This is a genomic window from Streptomyces sp. NBC_00028 (genome assembly GCF_045041065.1).
Lineage (GTDB): Bacteria > Actinomycetota > Actinomycetes > Streptomycetales > Streptomycetaceae > Streptomyces.
In genome coordinates, this window is record NZ_CP108293.1 from 278793 (window position 1) to 299669 (window position 20877).

Genomic DNA, 20877 nt, shown 5'->3' on the forward strand with positions numbered 1-20877 from the left:
CTTCGGCGCGCGTGCGGATGCACGGTCCGTCTGCACCCTTCGCCAAGAATTCGTAGTACCTATTCGGTCGGTACTGGCCATCGGTTGAGCCGAACGTGCCGGGGCGCGATCCTGATGGCACCGCCCGTGACGCGTGGTGCCGACGGGATCCTCGTCACGGCAGGAACGAGAGTGGGTCGTCCCATGGACAACCGGTCCATCGGCTCCGGTGCGGCATGGGGCACCGGAGTACCAGAGGACTTCGCCGTCGTCATTGATGGCCGACTGCGCGTCATGGCGTGGAGTTCCGGCGCCCAGGCCCTGTTGGGACACACGGCTGACGATGTCGTGGGCCGTCCGGTCGCAGACCTGCTCGCCGCAGACCTCCCCCAGCCCGCCGCTCGGCGGTTGGCCGCCGGCGAGCGCTGGACGAGCGAGGTGGCGCTGCGCCACCGTGACGGCGACCGCATCCTCGTACGGCTGTGCGGCGCGCAGCTTTCGACCGGAGGCACGGGTTCGCTCTGGCTCGTCACGCCCGCCACGGTGACCTACGCCTCCGGCCCTCGCGCCACGGACGCGGTCGCACTGTGGGACCGGACGCTCGCGCAGCTCCCGCTCCCCGTCGCGGTCTACGACCACCGCGCCCGGTTCGTGGCCTGCAACGAAGAGATGAGCCAGGCCATGGGCCTGTCCAGCGACGAGATGAAAGGTCTGACCCTCACCGAGATACAGCCGAGCCACAAGGAGCTGGACCGCCTCCAGCATGAGGTGCTGCGCACCGGGGAGGCACTCCACAGGGAGCAACGGTCAGGCCGGGGCCTGGGCGAGGTCGACGAACACGCCTGGTCCGTGTATCTCACCCCGCTCAAAGACCTCGACGGCTCGGTCCAGGGCCTGTCGGCACTGGTGATCGACACCACCGAGTCGTACTGGGCCCGGCGGCGCCTGGAGGTACTGGACGAGGCCAGTGCGCGGATCGGGAGCACCCTCGACGTGAGTCGGACCGCGGAGGAGCTCGCAGAGGTCGCGGTCGCGGGATTCGCCGACTTCGTCGCCGTCGACCTGCTGGAGTCCGTCGTCCGCGGAGACGAACCGGAACCCGCCTCGCCCACCGAGCAGGTCGTGCTGCGCCGTGCCGCCCACGCCTCGGTGCTCGCCGGGTGTCCCGAGTCCGCGACAGCGGTCGGTGAGACGGCCACCCGCCCGCCGCACTCCCCGGCGGCCTGGGCGCTGCGCACCGGCCGGGGCACCCGGCACCGCATCGGCGACCCGGTGCTGCGCGAGTGGCTGGCGAAGTCCCCGGCGCGCGCCGGGGCGGTACGACGGTACGGGATGCACTCGGTGCTGCTCGTACCGCTGCGTGCCCGCGGCGTCACCCTGGGCCTGGTGTATCTGGTGCGGCACCGCACGCCGGCACCCTTCGGTGACGACGACCTACTGCTGGCCGAGGAGATCGCCGCCAGGGCGGCCCTGAGCATCGACAACGCCCGGCGCTACACCCAGGAACGCCGGACCGCGCTCGCCCTTCAGCGCAGCCTGCTGCCCGAGCGGTTGCCCTCGCCGACGGCCGTGGACCTGGCCTACCGATATCTGCCGGCGGGTTCCGCGAGCGGAGTCGGCGGCGACTGGTTCGACGTCATCCCCCTGTCCGGAGGAAGGGTCGCCCTTGTGGTGGGTGATGTGGTCGGCCACGGCATACACGCCTCCGCAACGATGGGACGGCTGCGCACCGCGGTCCGCACGCTCGCCGACGTCGACCTCGCCCCCGACGAACTGCTCACCCAGCTCGACGACCTGGTCATCCGGCTCGACCGGGAGGAGGGACCCGACGCCCGGGAGTCGACGAGCGGCGCATCGGGCGAGGTGGGCGCCACGTGCCTGTACGCCGTCTACGACCCGGTCTCCCGTACCTGCCGTCTGGCCCGCGCCGGCCATCCGCCACCTGCCCTGGTGAGCCCCGACGGAGCCGTGCGGTTCCTCGACCTGCCGGCCGGACCTCCGCTCGGGGTCGGGGGGCTGCCGTTCGAAGCCGTCGAGGTCGACCTTGAGGAGGGCAGCGTGCTCGCCCTCTACACGGATGGGCTGATCGAGGCTGCCGACCGGGACATCGACAGGGGACTCGGCCTGCTGCGGGACGCGCTGAGCCATCCACCGTCCGGCCTGGAGGACACCTGCGACCAGGTGGTCCGCAAGGTGATACCCGCCGCTCCCACCGACGACATCGTGCTGCTCCTGGCCCGCACGACCGCGCTCGAGCCCGACCGGGTGCACACCTGGCGGCTGTCCACCGATCCCGCCCTCGTTGCCGAGGTCCGCCGGATGGCGAGCGACCAGCTGAGCCTGTGGGGCCTGGGCGAGCTGGCCTTCGCCACCGAGCTCATCGTCAGTGAACTGGTCACCAACGCCATCCGCTACGGCAGCGAACCCATCGAACTGCGCCTGCTGCGCGGCGACACACTCGTCTGCGAGGTCTCCGACGCCAGCAGCGCCGCCCCGCACCTGCGGCGGGCCCGCTCCTTCGACGAGGGCGGACGCGGCCTTCTGCTTGTCGCCCAGCTCGCGGACCGCTGGGGCAGCCGGCAGACACCCAGCGGAAAGACCATCTGGGCGGAGTTGCCACTGCCGACGTGAACGTCCCCGTTTCGTCCGAACTGCGGGGCTGGAGACCCGTGTTCAGGGAGCGACCGGGCACCGTGCGCACGAGACCGGCCAGGCGCGTTGCCTGACCGGGGCGCGGACGGGGTGGGGGCATCCCGCCTGTCACGGCGAGGTGGGAATCACGTACCGGTGTGCTCCATGTCGAGCACGACCTTGCCCACCACCGCGCCCGTGCGCAGCGGCATGGCACGGTCGTGTCGGACATTCGGCAAGACCCGCCATCGCCATCACCTCGAAGTCCGCCGGGCGCAAAGTCTTCGGCCTCACCACTCCAGGTCCAGGTGTCCGTCTCTATCGGCCTCTTGCGCGTCAGTCCGCCAGCCAGTGCAGCTCGTGCGCCAGGGTTTTGGCGACGGCACGGACGCGGCGGTGCAGCGGCGACTGCTCGCGTGGCAGGACCAGGTGGATCGTCAAGTGGGGTGCGCCTCGCAGCGGTCGCCAGGTGAGACCGGCCGGCTGTGCCGTGAGCGCGGCTTCTCCGGCCGGGGCGAGGGTGGCCCCGTCGCGCAGGTCGCGCTGAGACATGTCGAAAGAGACCGGGGGCGTGTGGAATCGCGGGTGTGGTCGGGTGTCTCGGAACAGTGCGGACAGCTGATGGTGGATGACGGGGTTGGCCGCACGGTCCGGGAGGCGTAGCGGATACGCGGCCGCGTCGGCGATCTCGATCTCCTGGTATTCGGCGAGCGGATGGTGCTGTGCCAGCTGGACCCCGATGCGCGCACGCCGCAGAAGGTACCGGCGCACGCCACGGCCCGGCTGTTCACCGCGGGTGATCCCGGCATCGATGCGGCCGTCGGCGACCGCGGGCGAGATCTCCGGTGTCGCCATCGGGACCGCGCCGACCTCGAGTCCACTGTTGTCGCGTATCAGCCGGTCCACCAGGGCCGGTGCCGTCTCGGCCCCGGCGCTGAGGCTGTATCCGATGCGCAGCGTGCCCAGTTCACCGGCCGCCGCGCTCCGGGCGGTGTCCCATGCCCGGTCCAGCGCCGCCAGTGCGGGTGGCGCGGACTCCGCCAGAGCCGCACCGGCCGTGGTCAGTACGACGCTGCGCGTGTTGCGGATCAGCAGGGCCGTACCGAGTTCCGCCTCCAGTCGGCGCATCCGGGCGCTGAGTGCGGGCTGTGCGATGCCGATCCGTGCGGCCGCGCGGGTGAAGTTCAACTCCTGCGCCAGCACCAGGAAGTACCGCAGGCTCACCGTATCGGGTGCCACGTACCCTCCCTGCCGATTGATAACGATCCGTTCTGAGTCTATGCCGAACCGGTCTTTCCCTCGGCCGCGGATCAAGCCCTAACGTGCGTAAAGGACGGTTCCGCTGACGGCAGTGGCCGTCGCCGGGATCGATCGATCTGAGTGTCCATTCGACGTCGGACGTGAGTTGCCGAACACAGGAGGTCTTCATGGCCAAGGGCTACTGGGTCAGCGTCTACCCCGCCATTTCCGACCCTGAGGGGCTGACTGCCTACGACAAGCTGGCCCGGCCGGCTGTCCAGGCCGGGGGCGGGCGTGTGCTGTCCCGTGGCGGTCGAGTCGTCGCCCACGAGGCCGGAATCACGCAACGCGTCGTTCTGATCGAGTTCGACAGCCTTGACCAGGCCGTCGCGGCATACGAGAGCGAGGCGTACCAGAAGGCACTGGTGGCCCTCCCTGACGGCGTCGAGCGCGACTTCCGCATCATCGAAGGCATCGACTGACGGGGGGTTGGTCGGTGAGGCGGAGTCAGCCGATCGCGATAACCAGGGTGAGACCGGCGTGCTTCAGGTGGCCACTCGCGCTCAGCTCCTCGCCGGTCGTGGTGACGCTCGCTGCGTCGTCAGAGGCGGGTGGCCATCACGTGTGCGAGGCGCAACAGGTCGCGCACGCCCGGGTTGTCCCCGTCGGCCTGGGCCAACGCCGTGCGCTCGGCGTCGCTCAGGCCGGCCGGCGACCGCTGCAGCAGTGAACCGGGGTGGTGCAGATCGTGCACCCGGGTCACGAACGCGAAGGAGCGGCGCCGTGGCGGCGCGTCCACGTCGAGCTGCCCGGAGTAGATGACGTGACGTCCGCCCGGCGCCGCCAGCACCGCGCGCAGACGGCGGGCGGCGCCGACGATCGCGGGCGGGGCGTCGACCGGGGCGAGACCCCGCCATGGGTCGAAGAAGCGGACTCGGCCCTCGGATCCGGCGTGACCGCTGACCACGCCCCAGGCCGGCACCGCGCACAGTTGCGACAGCATGGGGGTGTCGCGCGACGCCACCGGCCGCATCCCGTCGGCGGCGAGCTGCCACAGCACCAGGCCACCGTTCCGGCCCGCCGTCACGAGCGAGTCTTCCCCGGTGAAGACCAGCTCCCGTACTGGCGTGTGCTCCGCCGGTGCCGTGGCCGCGTCCAGCGCCTGGCCGAGTGCGGCGTGGACGGCGACCAGGCGGTAGCCGTCGCACAGCATCATGCGATCGCCCCTGGGGGTCACTGCCATCGGACCGCCGGTGCTCAGCGCCCACTGGTCGAGGTCGACCTGCCGCAACTCTCCGGTCGTCTCAAGGACCAGGACGTTGGGCGTGAGGGGCAGCGAGACCACGCATCCGTACGCCGTGGCCGCCAGGTGCGCCCCGGTCAGCCTGCGGCCCTGCGCCAGCACCCGTGTCTCGAACGACGTGTGCCGAACCAGTTCCGCCCGCCCGTCGTACCCTTCGCTGCGGCGCAGCGCGACCACGTCTTCTGGGCCAAGAGCGGCGAGCGACTCGTGGTGCACGGAGCCGCGGTGGAGCACCGCTCGTGTGCCGGAATCCGGTTCAAGGCTTTCGATCACCTCGCGCGACTGCTCGTCCGAGGCGTCCGTCAGGCGCGCGATGGCCAGCACCTCGCCGCCGTGGCTGAAGGCGCTGTGTGCCGCGGAGAACACTCCGAAGTCCTCGGGCAGCGTCCGGGTGGCCGCGCCGGCCGCCGCGTCCACGAGGGCGCGGACGCGGCGCGGGGAGAGGGATCGCAGCCAGTCGAACAATTCCGCGTCCAGCGGACGGTCCGGCGCCCCGGCGCGCCGTGGGATCCGGCGCACCAGGCGCACCGCGTCGGCGAGGGGAGCGGAGCAGACGAGGTCCCAATAGGCCGGCCAGTCCCGCCGACGCGCGAGAGCGCTCGCCGTGTCCTCCATTGCCGCCGCTGACACATGCGGACTGGGCAGCAACTCCGGGAGCCAGCCGGCCACCGCGATCCGGGCCTCCGGCATGTGCCGGCCCAGGGAGGCGGGGTCGAGCACCCGCCGGGGCACGTCGACCGGCGGTTCCGGCGGCAGGCCCGCAGCCCGGAGCGCGCTGTTCTGGCGCACCACCGCGTCGCCCAGGGACGACAGGTAGGTGGCGGGCGCGCGGTCGGCCAGCCGGCGCAGCCGGGTCACCGCCTCCGCTCCGACGTCCACGGCCTCCTGAGGACGGCCTGAGTCGAGCAGGATGCCGTGCAGGCGCATCAGTGCTGTCGTCCACGCGGAGATGTACCGGTGCGGGTCGGCTTCGGCGAGGTACTGATTGAGCTCGACCACCTCCCGCGCCGGCGCGATGGCCTCGGCGTGCCGGCCACGCGCGGACAGGTGGTCGCGCAGCCGCTCCAGCGACGCGACCAGCGGTGTGTCCTCGACCAGCGTTCCCTCGTGCACCAACTCCCGGCTCAGCTCCACCGCTTCGCGCAGAGCGACGTCCTCCGCAGGCGAACGGAACGTGAGGGCAGCCGCGTTGGACAGCGCGATCGCCAACCCTTTTCGCTGCCCTGGGTCGTGGACGGCGGACTCGCGGTACGCGTTCGCCGCTTCCTGGTTGGCCCGATACGCCTCCTCCCACCGACCGGCCGACTCCAGATACACACTGACATTGGCCAGCGCGGTCGCCCGGTACGCCTCGTAGCGGCGCCGATCGTCCCGGGCGAGACGGGTGAAGAGGTCCACCACGCGCCGCTGGTGCGCCACCGCTTGGCCGACCTCGCCGGTGCGGTGCAGCAGACTGGCGACGTTGGTCAAGGTGCGGCCGACGTGCTCCTCGTAGGTGTCCGGATCGTCAGCGGCCAGCTCCTGGAAGAGTTCGACCCCGCGCTGCGCAGCGCGCAGCGCCTCCTGCGTACGCCCCAGTTCGCTCAGGTCATTGCCGTGCCCGGCGTACAGCCAGGCGCGTTCGTGCCGGTCCGGTGCAGCCGCGATACGAGACGCGAAGAGACGGACATTGACCGCGGCCTGTCCCGTCACGAGGTTCGCGGGGGTCGGGTGGGGTACGGCGGCCACCACCTCTTCCAAGAGTGCCGTCGTGATGTCGGGCAGCTCGGCCAGAGCCATGAGGGCGGCGCCCCCGGCGGCTACGCCGAGTGCGGGATCGGCGGCCAGCAGGGGATACAGGCAGGCGGGCCCGAGGTGCGGCCAGCGGGCCGCCGCCGCGATCAGCGTGGACACCCCACGGGCGGGGCTGTGGCCGTGCCGCAGCACGGTGCCCGCGGTGTCCGCCGCCCACTCCTGCGCCGGGTAGTCGGCAGCGTGGCCCGGCACGGTCAGCGCGGCGAAGTCCTCCGCCAGCCGGTCCGGATAGAGCGGTTCCAGGACGGAGCCGTCCACGCCGTCGGGCGGTGGATAGCAGACGCTGTGGTCCGCCAGCACCGTGGGCGTCGGCTGTCCGATCTCCAGCGCGTCCACCAGCGACGCTCCCCGCTCTTGGGGCTGCGCGCCGCTCAGGGTGGCGGCGAAGACCACCCGGTTCATGACCGCGGGAGGCAGGGTGATCCGTCCGGCGCCCCGCCGTTCGTACAGCAGCACCCAGCCCAGGTGCTCGCGGTCGAGGAGGTAGAGGGTGAGCCCCGCCAGATCGGGCGGGGCGCGCCGCCCCGAGGCCGCTGCGTCGACGGCGACCAGGGCGGCCATGTGCACGGCGAGCACCAGCCCGAAGTCATCGTCGGCGAGGTCGGGTTCATCCACCGGCGCTGTGATTGCGTACCGTTGGGCGAAGGCGGCGCGTGCCACACGGAACATCGCCCCGCGCTCGCCCTGCCCGGCCGCCGGGCCGTTCGGCTCGTCCAAAGGCCCGAGGCTCTGGGTCGACACGTCGATCTGCTCACTGGCCAGCGCTCCGCGCAACGCCGGCCACGGATCAGTGCCGCGCGCCAGCAGCAGCACGCGGGCGCGCACGTCCGGCCGGTGCAGCAGAGCGTTGCTGAACAGCCAGGTGAGGGTGGTCAGCGGCCAGCGATCCGCGTAGTCGACCACGAGCAGGAGCCCGGCCGCGTCGTCCGGCGTCAGATCCTGGCTGCCGGGCGGCGGCAGCACGGTCCCGGGCCCCTCCACCGCGCTGACCACCTTCCAGCCCTGTCCGGACAACTCGGCGGCCAACTGCTGGGCCAGCCGGGTCTTGCCCTGCCCGCCCGGCGCGTGCAGCCAGCGCGCCGCCCGCTGCGGACCGTCGGCGCACCAGGCGTGCAGCGCCGCCAGCTCGTCCTGCCGACCGGTGAACGGCGCCACGGCGAACCGCGCGTGGAGCATCCGGCTGGGCTGCTGGCGCAGCCACTGCGGATCCGCGTCGGGGGCCGGCGCCCACCGGCGCAGTACGTACAACGGCGTGCCGTCGCCGAACACATGGATATCCGCGCCGATGACACCGTAGGCGAACCCGCCCGTCGCGCTGACGTGCTGCTCACTCACGTCGCGCGGTCACCGCGGCCGGCGCCCGGCTCCTGATGGACGATCACGTTCCCACCCTGCGCGCCGAACGCCTGCCCGTGATCGCGCGCCTCGACATGCTGCACCCAGTGGCGCTGCTGCGCAGGCAGCTCGTCCTGCAAACGCCGAGTCAACTCACGTACCTCGTCGGCCACCTCGGGGTGCGCGCGAAGGAACTGCTCCAGCCGCAACTGCCACGCCGGCGCCAACTGCCGCCGCGCCGCCTCCGGATCCTCCGCCCCGGACACCAGCGCGGCCTCACTTTCCAACAACGCGACCAGCGGGTCCTGCCCCGATGGGTCGTTCCGCCCGAACAACCGCAGCAACCCGGAGCGCGCGGCACCCCAGGCGTCCGTCGCCATCGCGGCGACGAGCGTCGTCGAAGCGGCCGTCGCGACCGCCGCCAATGATTCGATCATGAACGTCCTCCCGTTACCGTGCCCGCCCCATCCTGACACCGCGGCCCACGCCCGCGCCCTCCCCGATCAACATGCCGCAGTTATACGGTGGTCGACCGCACCAACGGAACAGCGACGCGGCGACAACGCCGTGGACGAGGGGGAGCCGTGTGGCGTCGCAAGGGCCCGAACAGCACCGGCCTGCGCCGGCAACTGCGCACTGCGCGCGTCCTGTTCGACACCGGTGACTTCGACGCGGCGGAGGTGCTCCTACGCCGCCTGCTGCCCGACTGCGAGACAGAGTTGGGAGCGACCCACGAGGAGACCATCGGCCTGCTCAACCTGCTCGGCTCCACCCTCTACCAGCAACGCAAAGCGGCTGCGTCCGCGCAGATCGCCCGCGAGGCCACCGACCGTGCCACCCGCGCCTGGGGCCCCGACGACCCCGCGACCCTCGACTGCGCTCACAACCTCGGCGCGGCCCTGGCCATCCAGGGCGACGTCTCCGCGGCCGTCGCGGTTCTCGACGACACCTGGCAACGCCGCGCCCGCCGTCTCGGAACCGGCGACGAATCCACCCTCACCACCGCCAACACCCTCGGCGCGACGCTCTTCGCCGCAGGCCTGCGCCGCGACGGCCTCACCGTCCTGCGCACCGCCCACGCTCAGAGCATGACCCTGTCGGCCGGACATCCGGTGCGGGTGGACATCGCCAACAACCTGCGGATCGCAGAACGCAACGTGGGCGGCTGAGGCGGCGGCGCCCCGGCAGCGACACCACCGAACGACCGCCCGCTCCCCTCGGCGGATCAGTCAGCCCTGTTCGGGGGATCCGCTTCCGCCACCCGCGGGGACGTTCCGGGCACGGCTGGTGGTTCACCGTGCGGGCCTCGTACCGACGCCGGAGCAACGTCATAGGAAGCGTCGGACGGGGGTGACGGCGGTCTCCTTGGCGCGCTGGAGCAGGGCCCGCCGTCTCCACCGGGTGAGATCGATGTCCACGCTGCGTTTCAGGTCTTCTTCGTAGTCGCGGTCGAGTGAGGCGGTGAAGGTCTCGTCCAGCACCGCGAGCATGACCTCTTCGTCGTGGTCCATGGACCGGCGGTTGAAGTTGGTGGAACCGATCAGAGCGGCCACCGAGTCCACCGTGATGATCTTGGCGTGCATCATGGTCGGCTGGTACTGCCGGATGTGCACGCCGGCCTGCAGAAGACGCGCGTAGTGGTGTTGCCCAGCCAGCTGGCAGGCACGCTGATCCGTATGCGGGCCGGGAAGCAGGATTTCCACCTGCACGCCGCGCTGGGCGGTCCGGCACAGCAGATCGATGAAGTACGTGTCGGGTGCGAAGTACGCGGTCGCGAGCCGGAAGCGTTCCTCGGCGGAGGTGAGCATGACGCGGATGAGCGTCTGCATGTCCTGCCAGCCGATGCTGGCCGACCCGCGCACAACCTGAACAACGGCCGAACCGGCCTGCTCGTGTTCGGTGAAACGGTCGCGGTCGTCGAAAAGCTCCTCATGGCACTCGGCCCAGTTCTGCGCGAACGCGGCCGCGATGCCGTCGACGGCCGGACCGCGCACCTGCACATGGGTGTCCCGCCATTCCCCCGGGCCCCGGGCGTCGCCGCACCATTCCTCGGCGATGCCGACACCGCCGGTGAAGGCGGTGCGCTCATCCACGACGAGGGCCTTGCGGTGGCAGCGGTGGTTCTGTTTGAAGGGCGACAGCCACACGGGTTTACGGAACCACGCCACGTGCACGCCCGCCTCGTCCATCAGGTCGAGCAGCTGCCGTTCGATCTTCTGCGCGCCGAAGCCGTCCAGGAGCAGACGGACCCGCACTCCCGCCCGTGCGCGATCGGCCAGGGCACGGGCGAAGTCCCGGGCGATCTGTCCACGCCAGTACACGAACGTCATCATGTCGATCGTGTGCCGGGCCGAACGGATCGCTTCGAGCATCGCGGGAAAGATCTCATCACCGTTGCGCAGCCGGACGAGCTCGTTTCCCTCGGTGGCAGCCACACCGATGAGCCGCTCCAGACGACGGCGCAGACGTTGCTTGCGCGCCTCGGGTGCGGCGAGCGCGGCGTCGGAAGCCGGGGCGTCAGCCGGGGGTGTCGGTATGCCGTCAAGAATCACGCGCTGTCTCCCGTCGGATCATGAAGAGGGCTCGGTGCACGCCGGCCGACAAGCCCGACAAGCCGCTTGCCCTGCCCAGACCACGGCACTCCTCCCAACAGACACCTTTGTGCAGAAGCGGTGAATGCCGGTCAGTGACCGGGCCCCATACCCGGCGGCGAACTCGTCCACCGGCCACCTGCACCCGCAGACCGATCACTGAGGGTCTGGGCTGAAGCTCAGCGGGCATACGGCGGAAAGCCAGAGGGCGAGCCTCGGGCCGGCCATCGCCGTGACACGTTGAACTGGGGAGTACGCATGCCGACGACCGTAAGGCGCACTCCGCCGATGACTCTGGGGGTACGGCCGGCCGACACCCCGGCCGTTCGGTGCACCGCCCGCGCCCAGCCACGCGCACTGGACGGCGACCCGATGACGTCCGTCCACCGCCTGAGCGTGGAGACGATTCCGGGCGCGGGCGCGTTGACGATGCTGCTGCCTGCACGGGGCAAGTGAATGGGTACGGCGACAAAGGTCCCCGAGACACGCGACATGGCCGGAGAGGAACTGTCCGGCGACGAGGCCTGGGCAGCTCTGCGCCGATACGGCGGCTGGCCCCTGCTGCGCGACGCCTTCATCCGTTTCCGGTACGCCGACGGCTTCAGCCATGCCCGGGCCCTCGCCCTGCAGACGGTGCTGGCGGTCATCCCCCTCGCCATCGCCTTCGTCGGCCTGTCCACCAGCCTGCACACCGAGAGCGTCGGCAGGCTCGCGGAACTGACCATTCACCGGATAGCCCAGGGCCCGAGCGCGGCAGTCGTCGACGACGCACTCGACCGCAGCCGACGCGACTCCGGTGCCGGTGCCGAGGTCGCTCTGTGGTTCGGCGCCGTCTTCTCCCTGGTCAACGTCACCACCGCCATGTGTCAGATCGAGCGGGGCGCCAACCGGATCTACGGCAACGAACGCGACCGCCCCTTCCACCTCAAGTACCTGCGCGGTCTGGTGATGGCGCTCAGCGCCGGGCTGCCGCTCGGCCTCGGGTTCGTCCTCATGGTGGCCGGCGACGCCCTCGCCGCGGCGGCGGTCACCGTCTACCACCTCGACGACAGCACCCTGCACGCCTGGGACATCCTGCGCTGGCCCCTCGGGTTCCTGCTCGCCCTCATTTCCGCGAGCGTCATCTTCCGCCGCTCGCCACGCCGCGACCAACCCGGCTACACCTGGCTCGCCTTCGGCGCGGCCGTGTATCTCGTGCTGTGGATGACCCTGACCTGGGCGCTGAGCCTCTATCTGAACCTCAGTGGTTCCTTCGACACCGTCTACGGCCCCCTCAGCGCGTTCATGTCCCTGCTGCTGTGGGCCTACCTCACGTCCATAGCCCTGCTGCTCGGACTGTCCTTCGCGGCACAACTGGAAGCGGCGCGCGGCCGACGCCCCGGACCGGTCCAGGACGACCCAGGGGTCTGACATGGGCACGGACGCCACCTTGCGGCACCTATCTCAGCACGGTCCTCTTCGCGCCGTGGCGGCAATGGTCCGCTGGTGAACTCCGAGCGCCGCGGCGGGGTTTCAGCCCCGCCCGTCAGCTCGAAAGGATGAATGTCCCGGTGAGGCGGCGTGTCGCCGGTGTCGGATTCTGCACGCTTCGTCTCCGAACGCCGAGTGAGGAGAACAGGTGGCGGAGACGGGACGGCGTCAGGAGACGCCTCTCTTACGTGATCGGGCGCGGTACCTCTTCGACAGAACCCTGGCCCGCAGCACCGGAGCGCTGCTCGGCTGGCTCGCCCTGGGCTGTCTGACCCTCGTCGTCCCGGTCAGCGCGCTGCTGGTGTGGACCGACCCGCAGGCGCCGCCCTCCGTGACAGGCCGGCTCACCGCCGTGTGGCGAACCAGTGCCGAGACGCTGCGGCTCAGCGGGGTGACGGGCGCTCCCCTGCGCATGCTGCTCGCCGCGGTCCTCGGCCTCATCGCCCTGCTGTGTGTGTCGACGGTCGTGGGTGTCATCACCACGGGCCTGGGCGACCGGCTGGCGGAACTGCGCCGCGGCCGCTCCACCGTGGTGGAACACGGTCACACCGTCGTGCTCGGCTGGTCCGAGCAGGTCTTCACCGTGGTGGCCGAGTTGTTCGCGGCCCGGTCCGGGCGCGCCCGGCACGTGGTCACCGTACTCGCGGACCGGGACTCGGCCGACATGCACACCGAACTCACCACGCGGCTCGGCATCGCGGACGCCTCCCGCCTGGTGTGCCGTACCGGCGCCCCGACCGATCCCGAGGCACTCGCGCTCGTGAACCCGGGCGCGGCACGGTCGGTACTGGTCCTTCCCCGTGACGACTCCGACGCGGGAGTGATCCGCACACTCCTGGCACTGCGCGCCCTGCTCGGTCCCCGGACCGGACCGCGCCTGGTGGCGACGGTGCGCGACGGCCGTCACCTGTATGCCGCACGCCTCGCGGCCGGGCCGCGGAGCACCGTCCTGGAGGCCGATCGGACCGCGGCTCGGCTGCTCGTCCAGTCGGCCCGCCAGCCGGGCCTGCCGACCGCCCTGCACGACCTCCTCGACTTCTCCGGAGCCGAGTTCCACACCGTCGAGGTCCCGGGTCCGGCGGACCGGCCGTACGAGGAACTGGCCCTGGCCTTCGAGGAAGCGTGCGTGGTCGGGATCCTGCGAGCCGACGGCACACCTCACCTCACCCCGCCGCCGGGCACCGTGCCCCGTCCCGGCGACCGGCTGGTGATGGTCGCCCATGACGACCACCCAGGCACAGCCACCGACTGCCGTGCCCACATCGACGCGACTGTCCTCGCGCCCGCCGTCGAACAGGCTGACGGCCCGATGCGCACCCTGGTGCTGGGCTGGAACCGCAGGGCGCCGTTCGTCGTGGAGATCCTGCGCCGGACCTCCCGGCCGGGCTCCGTCCTGGACGTCGTCACCGATCCGGACACGGGTCCACCTGAGGCAGCCGCCCATCTGGCGCACTCCGACGACTCCGGCCGCCTCCGCGTCAGCCACCACACCGGTGACCCCACCTGCTTCGCGACCCTGCGTGCCCTGGATCCCTCCCGCTACGACAGCGTCATCGTCCTGCGCGACGAGAACCCTCCCGCCCCCTCACGGCCCGACGACAAGACCCTGCTGACCCTGCTGATGCTCAAGGCCCACGAAGAAGAGACAGGCCGACGCATGCACGTGGTCGCCGAGCTGCACGACCACCGCGCCCGGCTGCTGGCCCCCCTGGGTGCCATGTCGGACGCCGTCGTCCGTGGTGAACTGACCGCGCTGCTCATGACCCAGATCTCCCACGACCCCGCTCTCGCCGCCGTGTTCGAGGAGATCTTCACCGCGCGCGGCGGAGCCCTGGCCCTGCGCTGCGCCACCGACTACATCCGCCCCGGCCTCGAAGCGTCTTTCGCCACGGTCACCGCGGCGGCACTCGCCCGCGGACAGGCCGCGATCGGCTACCGCAGCAACGATCCCCGCGCCGACTCCAAGTCGCCGGGAATCCGTCTCTGCCCCGGGCAGTCCGAACGACGCGTGTGGAAAGCCCAGGACGAGGTTCTGGTACTGACCCCCGGCCACGCCATCACCCCCACCGGCGACGCCGACCCGCTCTCCGTCCCCCTCACCAGGCGCCCCCACCAGGACGACGCCCCCGCGGCGGAGCTGCCACACGGTTGAACGATCTGGCGTGCGAGCCGCCAGTCCAGGGCGCGGTCCTGGGACCACAGTCGTTCCTCGAAGGCCGACGACACCCCGGCCACTCGCGGGGCGCTGATTCCAGCGCCCCGCGTCACCCGGGAACGGCCGTCCGAGTGCGCCCACGTACCCCCGGTGTGAGACTGCTGGATGGCGTGCGCCGGACGGCACACGGCACGAGGGAGGCGAGACGGGGTGACGATGCCCGAGGCCGGTGACGACCAACTGCAGCAGTTCCTGGCCGACCCGGCCAACCGGACCGTCGACCTCACCACCGCCATGGCCCGCTGCACCAAGGCCCTCGGCCTGCATCACGCGGTGGCCTACCTCGCCGACATCCAGCAGCGTCACCTGGTCCCGCTCACCGACGTGACCGCGACACTGCCCATCGACGACTCCCTGGCCGGCTGGACGTATCGCACCCAGTCCCTGCGGGTCGAGCCCGCGGAGTCGGGCGCGGTGACGGCCTGGTTCCCCTTGCTCGACGGCGCCGAGCGCCTGGGCGTCCTGGCCGTCCACGGCCCCTCCCTCACCGCCGCCTGCCTGAACCGCGGCAAGGCCCTGGCCACACTCGTGGCGATGATGGTCACCTCACGGCGCACCTTCAAGGACTCCTACGTCCAGCGCACCCGCACCGAACGCATGCAACTGCCCTCGGAGATGCTGCGCGCCTTCCTGCCGCCCCGGACGATCGGCAACGCGCGCGTGGTCTCCACGGCTGTCCTCGAACCCGCTTACGAGATCGGTGGCGACGCCTTCGACCACGCGTTGACCGAGACGACTCTTCACGCCACCGTCTTCGACGCCATGGGACACAATCTCGCCTCCGGCCTCACCAGCGCCCTCTCGCTGGCAGCCTGCCGCAACGCCCGCCGGATCGGAGCCGACCTGCCGGAACTCGTGCAGACCGTGGACGAGGCCCTGGCCCAATGGCTGCCCGACCAGTTCTGCACCGGCATTCTCGCCCAACTGGATCTCGCCTCGGGCGTTCTGCGGTGGTGCAACTGCGGGCATCCCGCGCCCCTGCTCATCCGAGACCAGCAGATGATGGAGGACGCACTGGAACGAGAGGCGGACCCTCCACTGGGACTGCCGTTCCTGCTGAGCGATCGCGACCGCAGGATCCACGAAGTGACCCTGCAGCCGGGCGATCGGGTCCTGCTCTACACCGACGGTGTCACCGAGGCCCGCACCCTGCACGGGGAACTCTTCGGACTCCAGCGGTTCGCCGACTACGTCATCCGCGCCACCGCCGCGGGCGAATTGGCCCCGGAGACCCTGCGCAGGCTGATCCACTCGATCCTGGACGTGGAGACCAGTCGGCTCCGGGACGACGCGACCATCATGATGTTCGAGTGGCAGCCGCGTAAGCAGTGACCTTTGAACGGGACGCGGTCGTTGCAGCGTCCCCTTCCCGGCCCTCGGCTCGGTGGTCGACGCGGCCGGTGACGCGGATGTCCACGGACGCTACGACCATGCCCAACTGCTGGTCGGCGGCCTCCCGTACCCGCTCTGCGAGTTGCCGCAGCCCCCGAATGCGGGCGCATGGATGTCGACGCGACCTCGACGGCGCCGGCGGGGCCTGCCCCGGATGCGGCAGGCCCCGGCACGCACGCCGTCGACCGTCTCGGCCGCCGAACGAAGCCCGCCCGGCGACCGTCTCCATGACCGATAGTCCTGGGCGGGTTCGCCCAGAGGACAGCGGGCGGCCTGGCCGCAGTTCGTGGCGGACGAGGTCCATGGCCGGTCGGGGCGAGGCGGCCCGGCTTCGTACGCGCTCGTCAGTGCGGGCAGACGGCAGGGGACGGGTCGGCGGGACCTGCCGCTCCCAGTCGTCCCAGACCTGCGACAGCGGTCGGCATCCGCTGTCGTCTGTGTCAGCCCTGGCGCCCTCGGGCGAGTCGGTGTGGGGGGGCGTCGCCGGCTCCCAGTGCGCGTGTGTCAGGCAGCGACGCAAGGAAGAAGCGGGCTCAACGGCCCCCTGGCCGATACCGACGGCATCCGCAATGACTTGCAGGACCGGCCGTCCAGTTCGCGCCCTACCCAGCAGGCGCGCTGTTCGGCCGCCGACACTAGGGCCGCCCGCCGCACCAAGGCCGACGCGCGACGCTGCACGCGCGCCGCGAAGCCGTCCTCGTCGCCCGGACCAACAAACGTATCGCCGCTGTCCGGTGACGCGGTCGGTCTGCGGGCCCGGCGACGGTGGCACTCCCGGACGCCGAGGCGGTCCGGGCGTCGCCGTTCGACACCCGCTTCCTTGCCACGCTCCAGCGGAATGCCACCCAGCTCGCGGCCCCGCCGGGTGTTCCTCGCAGTCTTTTTCGGGCATCCGCGTCACAGCGGCGGCCGCTGCGGGTCGAAACGAGTACAGGCACCTCACGAACGAGTCACGGCAGGAAGGGCACGACCATGACCACGCAGACCCCGACATCCATCAAGGACGCACCCGCACCACGGGCCAGCGGCCCGATCGACGCGACCACGGCCGTAGCAGGCTGCGCCACCGGGGCCGACCAGGTCGAGGTCGGCAAACGGGAGAACGTGATCTCCGCGGTCGAGTAATGGCCCGGGCACGCGTGGACGGCAGCAGATCCAGGTGGGAGGTGGACGGGCGTGAACGCACCGTTCGTAGGGATGACCGCGGGAATGGTCCTCGCGTTCGCTCGGTTCTTCGGCGGCTTCGGCGGCTTCGGCGCGTTCCTGCTCGTGGACGCGCTCAGCGCCCTCGGCTGGGCGGCGGGTCGCTGGGGCGGGAGCGGCGGCAGCGTACGGGATGTACGAGCTATACAGGGCGCGTTCGCGCGGAGCCCCCGATGACCGCCGCCGCGCAGCGAGACACCACCACGATCACGGACCGGGCCGTCCCCACGTTCGCCGAGCGGGCCTCCGTGGAGACCGCAACGGGTCAGATAGGGCATGTCGCCTGCCACGCAGGGGAGTTGAACGGGCTCACCGTGGCCGCCGCACGGATCAGGGTGCAGCGCGTCTGCGGCGCCGTCGCCCTCGCCCTCGCCCTGGGCATGATCATGCAGCGCTCCGCGGTGCTCTGGCGCAGCGGCGCCGTGCGGTGGCTGTGGCAACACGGGCCGGGTGACCCGTCGGTGACCGTGGCGAGCGGTCTCACGGCGCTGCTCGGCCTATGGATGATCGTGCTCGCTGTCACCCCCGGACTGCGCCGACCCAGGACCGTGCGCTCCCCCGCCCCGCGGGTCGCAGCAACGGTCGACCGCTCGGCCGCCGAGGCCGAGGAGTTGGCCGCGCCGTACAGCCCTCACACCCGCCTGCGCCTCAGCGCCGTAGAGAATCGCCAGCCCCATGTCCGCTGACCCCTACGCCGGCGACACCCGCCCCGTGCTCCCCCGCACCGGCCACCCCCGGCCGGGCGGCACCTGGTGGTCTGCCCTGCGGCGCACACCGGTGTCGCTGTGGAACGACGACATATCCGACTACGCCGCAGCCCTGACGTACTACGCGATCCTCTCCGTGCTGCCCGCGCTGCTGGTGACGGTCCTGTCGTTCGGCCTCATCAGCCCCGGCACGGCACAGGAGTTCGTCACCCAAGTCACCGCGTACGCGCCCGCCGAGTCCGCCGGCGACCTGCACGCCGCGCTGTCGCGGATGCTGGGCGCGGACAGCACGGCGTGGCCGCTGCTGGTCGCCGGGACCGTGAGCGCGCTGTGGTCCGCCTCCAGCTATCTCGCCGTCTTCCGCCGGGCGCTGCACCACATGCACCGCGTCGAGGACCAGCGCTCTCCCTGGCGGCGGGCCCACCGCATCCTGCTCACCGCGCTGGCCTTGCTGGTCCTGCTGCTCACCGGCTCCCTGGCCCTGCTGCTGACCGGGCCACTCGCCGAGGACCTGGGCCAGGTACTCGGGCTTCGTGCCACGGTGGCCTGGGGCTGGAGCGTCCTGCGCTGGCCGCTGCTGCTGTTCCTGGTGGGGCTGCTGGTCATCGTCGTCTTCCACACCGGCCCGGCCGAGGCCCGTCTGCGGGCGAACAGTCTGCCGGGCGGTGTCCTGGCCGCCGTGCTGTGGCTGGCCGTCTCCACCGGTTTCGCGGTGTACGCCTCCACCCTGAGCACATACAGCAGGCTCTACGGCTCCCTCGCCGGCGTCGTCGTCTTCCTGATCTGGCTGTGGCTGTCCAACCTCGCGCTGCTCAGCGGTGCCCAGTTCACCGCCGAACTGAGCAAGGGTGCCTCCGCACACGGCGCCAGGAAGGGCTCCGCGTCGTAGCACGTCATCGCCGTCGCAGTGAGCTGACGCTCCGTCAAGCGACCACGGTTCGCTTCCGTCACTCGTGGGCCATCGCTGTCACGGGACTGCACCGGCATACGTAAAAGCGTCGAGGCCTCACCCGCATCGGCGAAGAACCACGTCCGCTTGGTCCGCCTGCTGGCCCCTGCCACCGGCGAAGGGCCCGTGCAGGGCCGCCCATTGCAGGAGCAGGATGGTCTTGCCATCGGTGATACGGCCGTTGCGGGTCATGGCGAGGGCCTCGGCGAAGGGGAGTTCGAGGACCTCGATGTCCTCGCCGTCCTCCTCAAGTCCTCCGCCGGTGCCGGTTCGGTCGGCCGGGGTGTAGGGGGCGGCGAAGTAGTGGAGGCGTTCGGTGACTGAGCCTGGGCTCATGTAGGCGTCGAGGACGTGGGTGAGTGCGCCGAGTGCGACGCCGAGCTCCTCGGCGCTTTCGCGACGGATCGCCGTGTGCGGGTCGTCCGCGTCGAGCAGTCCCGCCGCCGCCTCGATGAGCATGCCGTCGGGGTGGCCATTGACGTAAGCCGGGTAACGGAACTGACGGGTGAGCAGGACGCAGCCGCGGTCGGTGTCGTAGGGCAGGACGACGGCACCGTTGCCGCGGTCGTAGGTCTCGCGCTGCTGAGTCTGCCACCGTCCGTCGCGGCGCCGGTAGTCGAAGGTGGTGCGGCGCAGGACGTGCCAGCCCTGGGAGGTGACTTCGACGTCGCGTATCCGGACGTCGGGGTTGCGGTCGAGGCCGCGCCCGGCCAGGTGAAGACCCGTGCGCCCGCGATGGTCGGGGATGTCGATGCCTGGGCGGCTGGTCACACGGTCTCCTGCGGGACGCGGCGGGGAATCTCCGCGACGTCGTGGTAGACGGGCAGGCCGCGGCGGCGGGCGGTGGCGACGTCCTGGTCGGCGCCGGCGGATTCGCCCGGCAGGCGCAGCACGGCGTCGCAGCGGGCGAGGAGTCGGTCGGCGGTCGGGTAGAGCACTTGGTCGGCGAGTGGGTCGGTGGGGCCCGCGTCGGCGGACCGGAGGACGGGCAGAGCGATCCACTCGCCGATCACGGGGAGATGGCCGGCCGCGAAGATGGGCCAGGCGGCAGTTTCGAGGCGGGCGAGGTTGGCGGCCATGGCACGTGGGTCGCCGTTGGTGCCGGAGCGGTACGGGCCGGCGATCAGGATCAGCAAGGGTTTGTTGGTCATGGCTGCTAACATACATGCAAAATCATGCAAGAACAGGAAGGAACGTGAATGCTGGCTGCTGAACGGCGCGAGCACCTGCTCGATCTGCTCGCCCGCACAGGAAAGATCGTGGCCAAGGACGTCGCCGCCGACCTGGGCATCTCCGAGGACAGCGTGCGGCGCGACCTGCGGGACCTCGCCGCCGAGGGACTGTGCCAGCGGGTCTACGGCGGCGCGCTGCCCGTGTCTCCCGCGGTGGCGGACTACGACGCCCGGCAGACAGTTGCCCCGGACGGCAAACGCAGGGTCGCCTCGATGGCCGCCGGACTCGTGCGGCCGGGCGGCTCGGTGATCCTCGACGGCGGCACCACCGCCCTCGCCGTGGCACGGGCCCTGCCGAAGGACCTCACCTGCACCGTGATCACCCACAGTCCGACGATCGCCACGGCCCTCATCGACCACCCGCGGGCGGAACTCTTCCTGCTCGGGGGCCGCGTCTTCAAACACTCGGCGGTCACCTGCGGCGCCGCCGCGGTCGAGGCCGCGCAGAACGTCTCCGCCGAACTGTGCCTACTCGGTGTCACTGGCGTTCACCCCGAAGCGGGACTGACCACCGCGGACGCCGACGAGGCGGCGATGAAACGCGCCCTGTCCGCGCGGGCCGCGGACACCTACATCCTCGCCTCCTCCGAGAAGATCGGCACGGCCTCGCAGTACCGCGTCCTGCCCTGGGAGAAGGTCACCGGGCTGATCACCGACACCGACTCCCACGACCCGGTCATCGGACAGCTCGAGGCACAGGGCGTGGACGTCCTCGTGGCCGACTGAAAGCCGCCACCTGACCACCGGCGGCCGTCTCCTCGAAGGGAAACGAACGGCCCTCCCCGACACGAAGACCAGCGGCTGCCTCCGGCAGAAGGACCCGTCGCTGCCTTCGAC

17 protein-coding genes are annotated in these 20877 nt (G+C 71.2%); 11 read left to right on the forward strand and 6 right to left on the reverse strand.

Features of this window, described 5'->3' with window-relative positions; all coding sequences use genetic code 11:
- Nucleotides 1-183: 183 nt before the first annotated feature.
- Nucleotides 184-2610, forward strand: coding sequence for a SpoIIE family protein phosphatase (locus tag OG885_RS01330; RefSeq protein ID WP_405724614.1), 2427 nt, complete (start codon nt 184-186; stop codon nt 2608-2610).
- 336 nt (nt 2611-2946) lie between these two features.
- Here OG885_RS01330 and OG885_RS01335 read toward each other — a convergent pair whose 3' ends face one another.
- The gene (locus tag OG885_RS01335) at nt 2947-3849 is read right to left on the reverse strand and encodes a LysR family transcriptional regulator (RefSeq protein WP_405724616.1); all 903 of its coding nucleotides are present in this window, start codon (nt 3847-3849) and stop codon (nt 2947-2949) included.
- A gap of 188 nt (nt 3850-4037) precedes the next feature.
- Here OG885_RS01335 and OG885_RS01340 point away from each other — a divergent pair, with 188 nt between their 5' ends.
- Nucleotides 4038-4331, forward strand: a complete 294-nt coding sequence (locus OG885_RS01340) for a DUF1330 domain-containing protein (protein ID WP_405724618.1) — start codon at nt 4038-4040, stop codon at nt 4329-4331.
- 119 nt (nt 4332-4450) lie between these two features.
- Here OG885_RS01340 and OG885_RS01345 read toward each other — a convergent pair whose 3' ends face one another.
- Entirely contained in the window at nt 4451-8281 is a 3831-nt protein-coding gene (locus OG885_RS01345) for a hypothetical protein (protein ID WP_405724620.1), read from the reverse strand.
- Nucleotides 8278-8718, reverse strand: a complete 441-nt coding sequence (locus OG885_RS01350) for a hypothetical protein (protein WP_405724622.1) — start codon at nt 8716-8718, stop codon at nt 8278-8280. The genes OG885_RS01345 and OG885_RS01350 overlap by 4 nt, the downstream gene beginning before the upstream one ends.
- 147 nt (nt 8719-8865) lie before the next feature.
- Between OG885_RS01350 and OG885_RS01355 the strand changes: the two genes are divergently transcribed.
- Nucleotides 8866-9450 carry a tetratricopeptide repeat protein gene (locus OG885_RS01355; protein WP_405724624.1) on the forward strand — a complete coding sequence of 195 codons (585 nt, stop codon included), beginning with the start codon at nt 8866-8868 and terminating at the stop codon, nt 9448-9450.
- Nucleotides 9451-9609: 159 nt separating this feature from the next.
- Here OG885_RS01355 and OG885_RS01360 read toward each other — a convergent pair whose 3' ends face one another.
- Nucleotides 9610-10833, reverse strand: coding sequence for a phospholipase D-like domain-containing protein (locus OG885_RS01360; protein ID WP_405724626.1), 1224 nt, complete (start codon nt 10831-10833; stop codon nt 9610-9612).
- A 297-nt stretch (nt 10834-11130) separates the two neighbouring features.
- On the opposite strand from OG885_RS01360, the gene OG885_RS01365 reads away from it, so the two are divergent.
- The 7 genes from OG885_RS01365 to OG885_RS01395 all read left to right on the forward strand — a co-directional run bounded on the left by OG885_RS01365 (nt 11131) and on the right by OG885_RS01395 (nt 18748).
- Nucleotides 11131-11328, forward strand: coding sequence for a hypothetical protein (locus OG885_RS01365; RefSeq protein WP_405724628.1), 198 nt, complete (start codon nt 11131-11133; stop codon nt 11326-11328).
- Complete coding sequence (locus tag OG885_RS01370; RefSeq protein ID WP_405724630.1) at nt 11329-12282, forward strand: YihY/virulence factor BrkB family protein; 954 nt, start codon at nt 11329-11331, stop codon at nt 12280-12282.
- Between the two features lie 208 nt (nt 12283-12490).
- Nucleotides 12491-14494, forward strand: a complete 2004-nt coding sequence (locus OG885_RS01375; RefSeq protein ID WP_405724632.1) for a CASTOR/POLLUX-related putative ion channel — start codon at nt 12491-12493, stop codon at nt 14492-14494.
- A gap of 219 nt (nt 14495-14713) precedes the next feature.
- The gene (locus OG885_RS01380; RefSeq protein WP_405742533.1) at nt 14714-15889 is read left to right on the forward strand and encodes a PP2C family protein-serine/threonine phosphatase; all 1176 of its coding nucleotides are present in this window, start codon (nt 14714-14716) and stop codon (nt 15887-15889) included.
- Between the two features lie 1032 nt (nt 15890-16921).
- Nucleotides 16922-17074, forward strand: a complete 153-nt coding sequence (locus OG885_RS01385; protein WP_405724634.1) for a hypothetical protein — start codon at nt 16922-16924, stop codon at nt 17072-17074.
- A 251-nt stretch (nt 17075-17325) separates the two neighbouring features.
- The gene (locus OG885_RS01390; RefSeq protein WP_405724636.1) at nt 17326-17838 is read left to right on the forward strand and encodes a hypothetical protein; all 513 of its coding nucleotides are present in this window, start codon (nt 17326-17328) and stop codon (nt 17836-17838) included.
- The gene (locus tag OG885_RS01395) at nt 17828-18748 is read left to right on the forward strand and encodes a YihY/virulence factor BrkB family protein (RefSeq protein ID WP_405724637.1); all 921 of its coding nucleotides are present in this window, start codon (nt 17828-17830) and stop codon (nt 18746-18748) included. Before OG885_RS01390 ends, OG885_RS01395 begins: the two co-directional genes overlap by 11 nt.
- Before the next feature lie 117 nt (nt 18749-18865).
- On the opposite strand, the gene OG885_RS01400 is transcribed toward OG885_RS01395, so the two are convergent.
- A complete protein-coding gene (locus OG885_RS01400; protein ID WP_405724639.1) occupies nt 18866-19579 on the reverse strand; it encodes an NUDIX domain-containing protein in 714 nt (237 codons plus the stop codon).
- Entirely contained in the window at nt 19576-19959 is a 384-nt protein-coding gene (locus OG885_RS01405; protein WP_405724641.1) for a DUF4406 domain-containing protein, read from the reverse strand. Before OG885_RS01405 ends, OG885_RS01400 begins: the two co-directional genes overlap by 4 nt.
- 48 nt (nt 19960-20007) lie before the next feature.
- On the opposite strand from OG885_RS01405, the gene OG885_RS01410 reads away from it, so the two are divergent.
- Nucleotides 20008-20766, forward strand: coding sequence for a DeoR/GlpR family DNA-binding transcription regulator (locus tag OG885_RS01410; protein ID WP_405724643.1), 759 nt, complete (start codon nt 20008-20010; stop codon nt 20764-20766).
- Nucleotides 20767-20877 lie beyond the last annotated feature (111 nt).

What these genes read in the sequence shown, in the direction of transcription:
- OG885_RS01330 (WP_405724614.1), top strand. Translation starts at nt 184, where the DNA reads ATGGACAACCGGTCCATCGGCTCCGGTGCGGCATGGGGCACCGGAGTA.
- OG885_RS01340 (WP_405724618.1), top strand. Translation starts at nt 4,038, where the DNA reads ATGGCCAAGGGCTACTGGGTCAGCGTCTACCCCGCCATTTCCGACCCT.
- OG885_RS01350 (WP_405724622.1), bottom strand. Translation starts at nt 8,718, where the DNA reads ATGATCGAATCATTGGCGGCGGTCGCGACGGCCGCTTCGACGACGCTC.
- OG885_RS01365 (WP_405724628.1), top strand. Translation starts at nt 11,131, where the DNA reads ATGCCGACGACCGTAAGGCGCACTCCGCCGATGACTCTGGGGGTACGG.
- OG885_RS01370 (WP_405724630.1), top strand. Translation starts at nt 11,329, where the DNA reads ATGGGTACGGCGACAAAGGTCCCCGAGACACGCGACATGGCCGGAGAG.
- OG885_RS01380 (WP_405742533.1), top strand. Translation starts at nt 14,714, where the DNA reads ATGCCCGAGGCCGGTGACGACCAACTGCAGCAGTTCCTGGCCGACCCG.
- OG885_RS01385 (WP_405724634.1), top strand. Translation starts at nt 16,922, where the DNA reads ATGACCACGCAGACCCCGACATCCATCAAGGACGCACCCGCACCACGG.
- OG885_RS01390 (WP_405724636.1), top strand. Translation starts at nt 17,326, where the DNA reads ATGACCGCCGCCGCGCAGCGAGACACCACCACGATCACGGACCGGGCC.
- OG885_RS01395 (WP_405724637.1), top strand. Translation starts at nt 17,828, where the DNA reads ATGTCCGCTGACCCCTACGCCGGCGACACCCGCCCCGTGCTCCCCCGC.
- OG885_RS01405 (WP_405724641.1), bottom strand. Translation starts at nt 19,959, where the DNA reads ATGACCAACAAACCCTTGCTGATCCTGATCGCCGGCCCGTACCGCTCC.
- OG885_RS01410 (WP_405724643.1), top strand. Translation starts at nt 20,008, where the DNA reads ATGCTGGCTGCTGAACGGCGCGAGCACCTGCTCGATCTGCTCGCCCGC.